The organism is uncultured Proteiniphilum sp. (genome assembly GCF_937873925.1).
Taxonomy (GTDB): domain Bacteria; phylum Bacteroidota; class Bacteroidia; order Bacteroidales; family Dysgonomonadaceae; genus Proteiniphilum.
The window spans coordinates 24,009-34,423 of sequence record NZ_CALNAT010000148.1 but is presented as its reverse complement, the minus strand read 5'-3'; the positions used below and the strand labels follow the sequence as shown (position 1 = coordinate 34,423).

At 47.9% G+C, this 10,415-nt stretch carries 10 protein-coding genes; 7 read left to right on the top strand and 3 right to left on the bottom strand.

From position 1 onward, the window contains the following. Both Q0502_RS10050 and murF read left to right on the top strand, forming a co-directional pair. On the top strand, nucleotides 1–640 hold a 640-nt coding region (locus Q0502_RS10050), incomplete at its 5' end, for a C1 family peptidase (RefSeq protein WP_298650254.1). A gap of 19 nt (nucleotides 641–659) precedes the next feature. Beyond that, a complete protein-coding gene (murF, locus tag Q0502_RS10045; protein WP_298650251.1) occupies nucleotides 660–1,958 on the top strand; it encodes a UDP-N-acetylmuramoyl-tripeptide--D-alanyl-D-alanine ligase in 1,299 nt (432 codons plus the stop codon). 1 nt (nucleotide 1,959) lies between these two features. Here the strand turns inward: murF and Q0502_RS10040 are convergent, their stop codons facing one another. From Q0502_RS10040 to Q0502_RS10030, 3 genes are all read right to left on the bottom strand, one after another. Beyond that, nucleotides 1,960–3,087 carry a metallophosphoesterase gene (locus Q0502_RS10040; protein ID WP_298650211.1) on the bottom strand — a complete coding sequence of 376 codons (1,128 nt, stop codon included), beginning with the start codon at nucleotides 3,085–3,087 and terminating at the stop codon, nucleotides 1,960–1,962. A 160-nt stretch (nucleotides 3,088–3,247) separates the two neighbouring features. Beyond that, nucleotides 3,248–3,850, bottom strand: coding sequence for a lysine exporter LysO family protein (locus Q0502_RS10035; protein ID WP_298650209.1), 603 nt, complete (start codon nucleotides 3,848–3,850; stop codon nucleotides 3,248–3,250). Nucleotides 3,851–3,886: 36 nt separating this feature from the next. Beyond that, nucleotides 3,887–4,147, bottom strand: a complete 261-nt coding sequence (locus Q0502_RS10030) for a LysO family transporter (RefSeq protein WP_298650208.1) — start codon at nucleotides 4,145–4,147, stop codon at nucleotides 3,887–3,889. 321 nt (nucleotides 4,148–4,468) lie between these two features. On the opposite strand from Q0502_RS10030, the gene Q0502_RS10025 reads away from it, so the two are divergent. The 5 genes from Q0502_RS10025 to rfbB all read left to right on the top strand — a co-directional run bounded on the left by Q0502_RS10025 (nucleotide 4,469) and on the right by rfbB (nucleotide 10,370). Beyond that, the gene (locus Q0502_RS10025) at nucleotides 4,469–6,925 is read left to right on the top strand and encodes an outer membrane beta-barrel protein (RefSeq protein WP_298650205.1); all 2,457 of its coding nucleotides are present in this window, start codon (nucleotides 4,469–4,471) and stop codon (nucleotides 6,923–6,925) included. A 66-nt stretch (nucleotides 6,926–6,991) separates the two neighbouring features. Next, nucleotides 6,992–7,666, top strand: coding sequence for a tRNA (guanosine(37)-N1)-methyltransferase TrmD (trmD, locus tag Q0502_RS10020; protein WP_298650203.1), 675 nt, complete (start codon nucleotides 6,992–6,994; stop codon nucleotides 7,664–7,666). Nucleotides 7,667–7,787: 121 nt separating this feature from the next. Next, nucleotides 7,788–8,660, top strand: coding sequence for a glucose-1-phosphate thymidylyltransferase RfbA (gene rfbA / locus Q0502_RS10015; RefSeq protein ID WP_298650200.1), 873 nt, complete (start codon nucleotides 7,788–7,790; stop codon nucleotides 8,658–8,660). Between the two features lie 69 nt (nucleotides 8,661–8,729). Then, complete coding sequence (gene rfbC / locus Q0502_RS10010; RefSeq protein ID WP_298650198.1) at nucleotides 8,730–9,263, top strand: dTDP-4-dehydrorhamnose 3,5-epimerase; 534 nt, start codon at nucleotides 8,730–8,732, stop codon at nucleotides 9,261–9,263. Nucleotides 9,264–9,329: 66 nt separating this feature from the next. Beyond that, nucleotides 9,330–10,370, top strand: coding sequence for a dTDP-glucose 4,6-dehydratase (rfbB, locus tag Q0502_RS10005; protein WP_298650256.1), 1,041 nt, complete (start codon nucleotides 9,330–9,332; stop codon nucleotides 10,368–10,370). Nucleotides 10,371–10,415 lie beyond the last annotated feature (45 nt).

Here is a 10,415-nt window from a genome sequence, read left to right as displayed (position 1 = left end):
CAAGCAGTATACTCCGCATACCTTTAAGGAATTTCTTGGACTCAAACAAGAAGATTATGTCTCGCTGACTTCCTTTACGCACCATCCTTTCTACAAACCTTTTGCAATCGAGGTGCCTGATAACTGGCGCTGGGCCAATTCCTATAACCTTCCTGTTGAAGAATTGATGGAGGTGATGGAGAGCGCCCTCATAAAGGGCTATACCATTGCGTGGGCCTCCGACGTGAGCGAAGCGGGTTTTTCCCGTGAAGGGATTGCCATTATACCCGACGAGAATGCCGCCGAAAATGCGGGTTCCGATCAGGCCAAATGGCTCGGCCTGTCTGCCCGTGAGCGGGACGCCAACCTGAAAGCGCGCACCGGAACGGAAATACTTGCCGAAAAGGAGATCACACAAGAGATGAGGCAACAGTCGTTCGATAACTATCAGACTACCGACGATCATGGCATGCAAATCTACGGCATAGCTGAAGACCAGAACGGAAACAAATTCTATATGGTGAAAAATTCATGGGGTGAAACCGGTCCTTATAAAGGTCTCTGGTATGTCTCTGATCCGTTCGTGCGTTACAAGACTCTGAGTATTGTGATACACCGGGATGCAATTCCCTCTTCGATTGCTGCAAAACTGGGTTTATAGATCATTTGGCTGAAGCGATATGAAAACTGCAGAACTTTACAATCTGTTCCTTCAGTACCCTGCCATCACGACCGATTCGCGGATATGTTCCAAAGATTCCATCTTCTTTGCCTTAAAAGGAGAGAGATTTAATGGAAACCTGTTCGCGGAAAAAGCGCTTGAAGCGGGATGTGCCTATGCGGTAGTGGATGAAGCGCCTGAGAGGGAGAACGCCAGGATCATCCGGGTGGATAATGTATTGAAGTCCCTTCAGGAACTGGCCACCTACCACCGTAAGAAATTAAAAATACCCATTATCGGTATCACAGGGACAAACGGAAAAACTACTACCAAAGAACTGATCGCCGTCGCCCTGTCGAAAGAGTTTAAGGTGGCTTATACCCAGGGAAATCTGAACAATCATATCGGTGTGCCACTCACATTGCTGTCAATGAATAAATCGCATGAAATAGGCGTAGTGGAGATGGGAGCCAATCATCCGGGAGATATCAGGGAATTATGTCAGATCGCAGAGCCCAACTACGGGATTATCACCAATTTGGGAAAAGCACATATGGAGGGGTTTGGTAGCTTCGAGCATCTGGTCAGTACCAAATGCGAATTATATGACTTCATCCGTGAGCATAAAGGGAAGGTGTTTGTCAATAAAGACAGTCAGATACTGTATGAGCGGTCGGAAGATATGGACCGGATCCTATACGGTAAGAACGACCCGTCGCTCTTCGCTTCGGGCCTGATTGCCAATGCTACCCCTTTTCTTGAGTTCGACTGGAGTTTTTTTGACAGCGCCTACCGTGTCAAAACTAACCTGGTAGGTGAGTTCAATTTCGATAATGCGATTGCGGCGGTAGCGGTCTGCAAATTTTTCGGGATCAATGCCGAACGGATCAGCGCCGCACTGGAGGAATATGAACCCACAAACCATCGCTCCCAGTTCAAGCGCACCGATAAAAACGACCTGATCATCGACGCCTACAATGCAAACCCTACCAGCATGAAAGCTTCATTGGAATTCTTCTCCTCGATCCCTTCCTCATTGCCGAAGATGGTGATCCTGGGAGAGATGAAGGAGTTGGGAGAGAGCAGTAATGAAGAGCATGAGAAGATGGTGCGATTCCTGAAGGAGCAGCCTTACGACAAGGTGTGGCTGGTGGGTTCCGTTTTCACCGGATGGGTCGGGGAGAATGACGTTTTCCGGTTGTTTGATGATGTGGATGAATTGATACAGATACTGGGAAAAGAGCCTGTTTCCAATCGCTATATCCTGTTGAAAGGTTCCCATTCCGTTCATCTGGAGAGAGTGGTCGACAGCTTATAGGCTATTGCCGGAATCGTACTGTCAGCATCACCATTTCCGAGACTGTCCCGATCCGGTATTGCGGCCCTACCAGACCGATACCTGAGGTAACGTAGACGTGAGTATTCCCTTTCTTCTTGTAGCCATGGGCTACCTCGAAAACGAGTTCCGTCGCTATGTTTCCGGGAAAGACCTGCCCATGATGCGTATGTCCGTAAAGAGCGATATCCACTCCGGCATCTGCCTCTTCAGCGAGATTGTCGGGCGTATGATTCAACACGATCACCGGTCTCGACATCTCTACCGAGTCATCGGTAAGTATTGCCTGCAGCGGCTTCCGTGTAGGCATAATCTTGTCTTCACGTCCTACCACATAGAAACTGCTATCGATCAATACAGCAGAATCACGCAACATGATGATCCCCGCCTTGTTCAATAGCGCGATCTTTTCTTCCGCCTCATAGCGGTATTCGTGATTCCCGGTGCAGGAGAACACCCCCAAAGGAGCGTACAATCGTGACAGTTCTTCATCCATCCCTTGTTGCAGTATCGGTTCAATATGCGTGTCGAGAATATCTCCCACGAAAAGGATCAGGTCGGGGTGCTGCGCCATGATCAGGTCCACAAACCGTTTTGTGTGCTTCCTGTCGATCATGTATCCCAGATGCAGGTCGCCAATCATTGCAATGCGTACCGAATCTATCGTTCCGCCCGGTTTATTGACTATCACGGGCAGCTGTTGCACTACCGGATGCATGAACCGGAACCTTCCATGGCCCATGATACCTGCTACAATCACTATCGGGATGATAAATGAGATGATCTTGAATCGGCGGGCTTTGATACGCCATGGCCTGCGGGTCAGTTTTTTCCGTGCGACATAGATGAGATCGATTAGCAGCCACAATCCTCCGCTATATAAAAGGAATAGCATCCAACTGGTACCCATCACCCAGATAAACTGGATAACTGCTTCCGGAATATGACGGTGAAAAATAAAACCGGCGGAATAGACCAGCAGTTCCCCTCCGAAAATGACCGTCATCACGATACGTGCTCCTTTTTTCCCTTCAAAGGCATGCCACCCTTTCAGGAAAACCAAAATATTCAAGGTGAGGTGTATGATAAAAGCGTTGATCAGCGCGCGCATATCGTAAAAATTTTGAAGACAACTTTAAGAGCGTTTCGTTAAGCGATAAAACTTGAAAACGCCTGATGTAATTGAACGAATGAACAATCCCTTTTGTTTACCGGAAAATTACACTTTTCCGCCTGATCGCCATCCCATTTTACTCCTTCCTGTCTCCCTGTTATAAGCTCAGGAAGAAAGAAACCCAGAGCGGAACGGAAAAATCGATGATCATCCCGTGAAAAAGGGCGATCGTTACATATTCCGTTCCTGAGAATTTTGTAATGATGGGGAGGGTTGTATCCATGGTGGTGGCCCCTCCCGCAGAGATAGGCGCCAGTTTCCCGAACCGTTTCACCATCCACGGGGCGAGAATAAGCACACTGAATTCACGCATAATGTTTGCCAGCAGCGCTACGGTACCCAATCCGGCTCCCCTGAACTCCGTGATGAGAATGCTCGAGAGTGAATAGTAGGCAAAGCCTGCACCTACCCCTAAACAGTCGGTCAGACTTCTGTCCGGCAACAACAGGCTTACAAGCGCCACCCCGGAGAAAGTGCCGATAGTAGTGGCTAGAGGGATCAGTGTGATTTTCCATCCGTACCGTTTCAGGGCGGCAAACATGTTCTTACCGGAACCGATCTGCATACCCACCAGGAAGAGAAGAAAGAACAGCACCCATTTGGAAATATCGCTTCCCAGTAGCAGTTCCGGGATCAACCCATTCAATGCCAGCGCCACACCGGTAATAAAGAAGAGAAGATATACCAGGGATTGTTTCATTCCATACGATTAATGGTTTAGAACACAGAATAAAGATTAAAAGAACTTATCATCTATCCATTTTATACAGAACAGGCTGCCCAGCGTTCCGCCGACGGTCAGGATAAACGCGTCCAGACCGATAGATGCAAAATTACGCACCACCTGTTCGTTGTTGCCTACGGAGACACCCAGGAAGAAAAACAACAGGGTGATCACCACGGTCAGGAGTGTACCGGTATATTTCACAAATCCCGTATTTCGTACGAGAAACCCGGCCAGAATACCGGTTGCGATACAAAGGATAATTGGGATCATATAGTAATTTTTCAATAAAATCAGTCGGTTTCAAGTTTGACTTAGCGAGAACGTTTGACAAAAGTAGGGAAAAGAAGCGAGGTTGTGAAACTTCACTCAAATAGGTTGCCCGGACGGATCTTGTCTTCCGTCTATCAAAATTACGACTGTGGAAAGAATAATTTTATATCCTGATGTTTAAATATGCAAAAATCAAATCTAAACGAAATATCTATTACTAAATATTCGTAACAATCGGAGTTTTATTCAATGCCCTTGCTATTAAATGCGTACTTTTAGCGTTTCAATGTAAAATTAAATAAAAGCCACCTGAAACATCAAATGAGACAAACATTTTTTTTATTATTGAGCTTTTTGTTCTCAACCACATTATGGGCTCAGTCCGTTACAGTGAGAGGAAAACTGATATCGGCATCCGATCAGGCCGGATTGCCTTACGCTACTATTTCGGTAGCCCGTGAAGCCGCTCCCGCCAATATAGTAAAAAAACTGGCAACACAGGAGAACGGCACTTTTTCTACTACACTCGACCCCGGAAAGTATATCTTTACCTTTCATTTTGTGGGAATGGATCAGGTGGAAAAAACGGTAGAACTGATCTCATCGCAAAATCCGTTTGATATGGGGGAAATTGAGATGGCAGAAAGTTCCACCGAGCTGGAGGAAATCAGTGTGACCGCGCAGGCGCCTTTGGTGAAGGTAGAGATCGATAAACTGACTTACAACGCCAAAGATGATCCGGAAGCATCCACTTCCAACGTGCTTGACCTGCTGCGCAAGGTGCCGCTTGTTACAGTCGACGGGGAAGATGAGATTCAACTGAAAGGCTCTGCCAATTTTAAGATCTACCTGAACGGAAAACCCTCCAATATGATTACCTCCAATCCGTCGCAGGTGCTGAAAAGTATGCCGGCCAACAGTGTAAAGAATATAGAGGTGATCACTGATCCCGGTGCCAAGTATGATGCAGAAGGGGTGGGGGGTATTATTAACATTGTGACGGATAAACAGGCCGACGATGGCTATTCCGGTTCTGTGGGCGCTAATGGCGATACTTTTGGCGGCTATGGGGGAAATGCCTATCTGGCCACCAAGTATGGAAAATTCGGGTTTACCGGAAATGCAGGTTATTACCGTTTTAAACGTCCGGAGTCCGAATCTGCTTTCTCCCGCGAAGAGACCGATCCGCTGAATACGTTGTCGCTCGATGGAACGAACAAGAGTAACGGAGGTGGGTTGTACCTTAGCGGTGCACTCAGCTTTGAGCCCGATACGCTGAATTTATTCAACCTGTCGGTATCCCGGTTCGGAGGAGAATATAATTCCCTGTCTGTCCAGGATGCCCTTTCGGAAGGCGCCCGCCCTTATTCCTACAATACCCGGAGCAACAGTACCGGGGAATACGGCGGAATGAACCTGTCGACTGATTATCAGCGTAGCTTTAAAAGGAAAGGCGAAATGCTTACCGCCTCTTACCGCTACGAACATAATCCGAACGACAGTGAGTATGATAGTGAATATGAAAATGTTATAGGAGAATTTTATTATTCCGACGGATACCGGCAAAAAAGTGTGAATAATGCCGGCGGCAGCGAACATACCGGTCAGGTCGACTATGTAAATCCGCTTAACGGAAAACATAGTATTGAGACGGGATTGAAATATATTTTCAGAGACAATTCCAGTAGAGGGGATCATACTTTTTTTGATGTCGGGGAAAATGCATGGATCCCCGATCCGTCCAGGAAGAATGACCTTGACCATCTGCAGAATATCTCGTCGGGATATGCCGGTTACGGGTATAAAACAGGGAAGATCGGTATGAAGGTCGGATTGCGTGCCGAACATACTCAACAGGAGATTCATTTCATGAACAGTGATCAGGATACGATTGTCAATACCAGTTTTTTTGATATTGTTCCTTCGGCAACAATCTCTTACCAACTGGGAATGACCCGTACGTTGCGCGGCGGGTATAATATGCGTATTTCCCGTCCGGGGATCTGGTATCTGAATCCTTATATAAACGATCTGGATCCGAACAATATCAGTTATGGTAACCCCCGGCTCGATGCGGAGCAGCAACATAATTTCAATATCAACTATGGCTCTTTCTCCCAGAAGCTCAATTTTAATGCCACAATCAGCTATTCCTTTGCAAAGAATGCGGTAACAAGTTATAGTTTCATCAGGGATGGAGTAACCCATAATACCTACGACAATATCGGCCGTAACCATACGGTGGGGACCGACATGTATGTGAGCTGGACCCCTACCGACAAGATCCGCACCTACCTCAACGGCGGCCTGAACTATACCGATATACAGAGTACCGAGAACAGTGAGTTGCGGAACAGCGGTTTCTCGGGGCGCGCGTTCGGGGGCTTCACCTTTACCTTTCCCGGAGACCTCAGGCTGGGAACCAACGGGGGGTTATTTATGAGTCGCGTTCAGTTGCAAACCAAGCAGTCGCCTTTCTATTTCTACTCTTTTAGTGTGATGAAGAGCCTCCTGAATAAAAAATTGGATCTTTCTCTCAACATACAGGACGCTTTTTCCAAATACAGGGAATTTTCCTCTACGACCACCGGTACAGGGTTCACTCAGAAGAGTACCTCCCTGAATCCCATGCGTAATCTACGCCTGAGCATTACTTACCGGTTCGGGGATCTAAAAACCTCGATGAAAAGAGTGCAGCGGACTATTACCAACGAGGATGTGATGCAGGGGCAAAGCGGTTCCCAGGAGGGGGGAAGTACTACGGGAGGAGGCCAATAGGCTTTGTTCCGCATTATTTTTTCCCGTTCCGATTGATTATCTCTCACAATACAATCTCAAAAATGTATGAGAATCGATATTATTACCGTCCTGCCCGGAATAATTGAAGGGGCCCTTCATACCAGTATTCTGAAGCGGGCTCAGGAAAAAGGATTGGTGGAATTCGGACTGCATAATCTGCGTGATCATACGCTTGATAAACACAAGCGGGTGGATGATTATCCGTTCGGCGGAGAGGCCGGTATGGTCATGCAGATAGAGCCTGTCGACAGGGCTATCAGTTATTTAAAGTCACAACGGAACTATGATGAGGTGATCTTCACTACCCCCGATGGGGAGCAATTCACCCAGTCTACTGCCAACGAACTTTCCCTGAAGGAGAACATCATTATTCTTTGCGGTCACTACAAAGGGGTTGACTACCGGGTGAGGGAACACCTTATCACCCGCGAGATCTCCATCGGTGATTTTGTGCTTACGGGTGGGGAACTTGTTGCCGCCATGATTGCCGATGCCGTGGTGCGCGTCATTCCCGGAGCTATCGGCGATGAACAGTCCGCTCTGTCCGATTCGTTCCAGGACGGATTGCTGGCTCCGCCGGTCTATACCCGTCCCGCTGAATACAAAGGCTGGAAAGTACCCGATGTGTTGTTGTCGGGACATGAACGAAAAATAGAGGAATGGCGCCATGAACAGGCGGTAGAACGCACCCGGAGGCTGAGGCCGGATCTGATGAAATAGTTGCTCGCAGAGGATAAACCTGCTTGTTCGCTTTTAGTTTATCGCAAACATTCAATTGTTAGGTGCTGCAAATAAAAATTTGTTTAAATTTTTATATCTTTGTAGAAAAACCGGATTAATCATGAAGGGAATCGTTTTAGCCGGAGGATCCGGCACAAGGTTATACCCCATTACGAAAGGAATATCGAAGCAACTGCTTCCTATTTTTGACAAACCGATGGTCTATTATCCTATTTCCGCACTGATGCTGGCGGGGATCAAGGATATCCTCATAATTTCAACCCCGCTCGATCTGCCGGGGTTTCAGCGGCTGCTCGGGGACGGATCCGACTATGGCGTGCGTTTCAGTTATGCCGAACAACCCTCTCCCGACGGACTGGCACAGGCTTTTATTATTGGTGAGGAGTTTATAGGGAATGAGGCCGTATGTCTGGTGCTGGGTGATAATATTTTCTACGGGCAGGGATTCCCCGCCATGTTGCGTAAAGCGGTAGAGGATGCCCAAAGAGAGGCGATAGCTACCGTATTCGGTTATAATGTGACTAATCCGCAGCGTTATGGCGTGGCTGAGTTAGACCCGGATGGAAAGGTGTTAAGTATCGAGGAAAAGCCCTCCGAACCCAAATCGAATTGGGCGGTTACAGGGCTTTATTTTTATCCTAACCGGGTGGTAGAGATCGCGAAGCAGGTCAAACCATCGGCACGGGGAGAATTGGAGATCACCTCCGTCAATCAGGCTTTCCTGAACGAAAGGCTGTTGCAAATGCTCCTCTTCGGCCGGGGATTTGCCTGGCTCGATACCGGCACCCACGACTCCCTCTCGGAAGCATCTACTTTTATTGAGGTGCTGGAGAAGCGGCAGGGGTTAAAGATCTCCTGCCTCGAGGAAATCTCCTGGCGGAATGGATGGATCACCGACGAACAACTGAGAGAGATCGGCATGTCGATGAAGAACAACCCCTACGGGCAATATTTGCTCGGATTGCTCGGGTAATTCTCAATGTGCCCCATGTGTGGTAAGGGGGTAAGGTGCCAATTGGTACTAATTTACTAAAGTGTGCGTATGAATATTATAGAAACTGAAATAGAGGGGGTCGTGATCATTGAGCCGAAAGTATTTGGCGATGAGCGCGGCTACTTTTTTGAGTCGTTTTCGCAGCAAAAGTTTGAAGAAAAAGTGTCTGAAACCGTTTTCGTGCAGGACAACGAGAGCCGGTCGAGATACGGCGTAGTGCGGGGGTTGCATTTTCAGAGGCCGCCATATGAACAGGCCAAACTGGTACGTGTGGTGAAAGGTAGAGTGCTGGATGTAGCGGTGGATATGAGGAAAAATTCTCCTACTTACGGGCGCCATGTATCGACGGAGCTCTCCGGAGAGAATAAACGCCAGCTTTTTGTTCCCCGGGGGTTCGCCCATGGATATGCAGTGCTGGATGAAGAGGCCGTTTTCTTCTATAAGTGTGATAATTATTATGCACCGGACCATGAAGGAGCGATCCTTTGGAACGATCCGCAACTGGGTATCGACTGGCAATTGCCTCCTGAAGATATCATCGTCTCGGAAAAAGACCGGCGGAATCCACTTTTTTCCGGCTAGCGATCATATTACAAATAAGTTTTACAATATATCCAATAGTACCCCCGACAGGGGAGAGTAATTATAATCATGGCAAAGAAAAATATCCTGATCACAGGCGGCGCCGGCTTTATCGGCTCACATGTAGTACGGCTGTTCGTCAATCAATATCCCGGTTATCAGATCATCAACCTTGATAATCTGACCTATGCAGGGAATCTTTCCAATCTGAAAGATCTGGAAGGGAAATCCAATTACAGGTTCCTGAAAGCGGATATCTGCGATTTCGAAAAGATGAAAGAGGTTTTCAGTACCTTCGGAATTACCGATGTGATCCATCTGGCCGCAGAAAGCCATGTAGACCGATCGATTACCGATCCTTTTTCCTTTGCCAAGACGAACGTGCTGGGAACCCTTAACCTTTTACAGGCGGCAAAAGAGAATTGGCAGGATGCATACGCCGGCAGACTCTTTTATCATGTTTCTACCGATGAAGTGTACGGAGCTCTCGGGTTCGACGGTACCCTCTTCACCGAAGAGACCCGGTATGATCCGCATAGCCCTTATTCCGCTTCAAAGGCTGCGTCCGATCATTTCGTCCGGGCCTATCACGACACTTACGGCCTGCCTACCCTTATCTCCAACTGCTCCAATAATTACGGACCCAACCAGTTCCCCGAAAAGTTGATCCCGCTATTTATCCATAATATCCGTCAGAATAAACCGTTACCCGTGTATGGAAAAGGAGAAAATGTAAGGGATTGGCTGTATGTGGAGGATCACGCGCGTGCCATCGACCTGATCTTTCACAAGGGAGAGGTGGGAGATACCTATAATATCGGCGGTTTTAACGAATGGAAGAATATCGATCTGATCCGGGTGGTCATCAAAACTGTAGACCGCTTGCTGGGCAGGGAGGAAGGTACGTCGGAAAAGCTGATCACCTACGTCACCGACCGGGCAGGACATGACCTGCGTTACGCCATCGATGCCACGAAGATAAAGAACGAACTCGGATGGGAGCCCTCTCTCCAGTTCGAGGAAGGTATCGAGAAGACCGTCCGCTGGTATCTGGAGCATCAGGACTGGCTCGACGATATTGCCAGCGGTGCCTACCAGAACTATTAAACATCACTATCCCGATTTGACACCACTCCAAGGTGAGGTCCGGTT

Coding starts and splice junctions, on each gene's coding strand:
- murF (WP_298650251.1), top strand. CDS start 660: ATGAAAACTGCAGAACTTTACAATCTGTTCCTTCAGTACCCTGCCATC.
- Q0502_RS10040 (WP_298650211.1), bottom strand. CDS start 3,087: ATGCGCGCGCTGATCAACGCTTTTATCATACACCTCACCTTGAATATT.
- Q0502_RS10035 (WP_298650209.1), bottom strand. CDS start 3,850: ATGAAACAATCCCTGGTATATCTTCTCTTCTTTATTACCGGTGTGGCG.
- Q0502_RS10030 (WP_298650208.1), bottom strand. CDS start 4,147: ATGATCCCAATTATCCTTTGTATCGCAACCGGTATTCTGGCCGGGTTT.
- Q0502_RS10025 (WP_298650205.1), top strand. CDS start 4,469: ATGAGACAAACATTTTTTTTATTATTGAGCTTTTTGTTCTCAACCACA.
- trmD (WP_298650203.1), top strand. CDS start 6,992: ATGAGAATCGATATTATTACCGTCCTGCCCGGAATAATTGAAGGGGCC.
- rfbA (WP_298650200.1), top strand. CDS start 7,788: ATGAAGGGAATCGTTTTAGCCGGAGGATCCGGCACAAGGTTATACCCC.
- rfbC (WP_298650198.1), top strand. CDS start 8,730: ATGAATATTATAGAAACTGAAATAGAGGGGGTCGTGATCATTGAGCCG.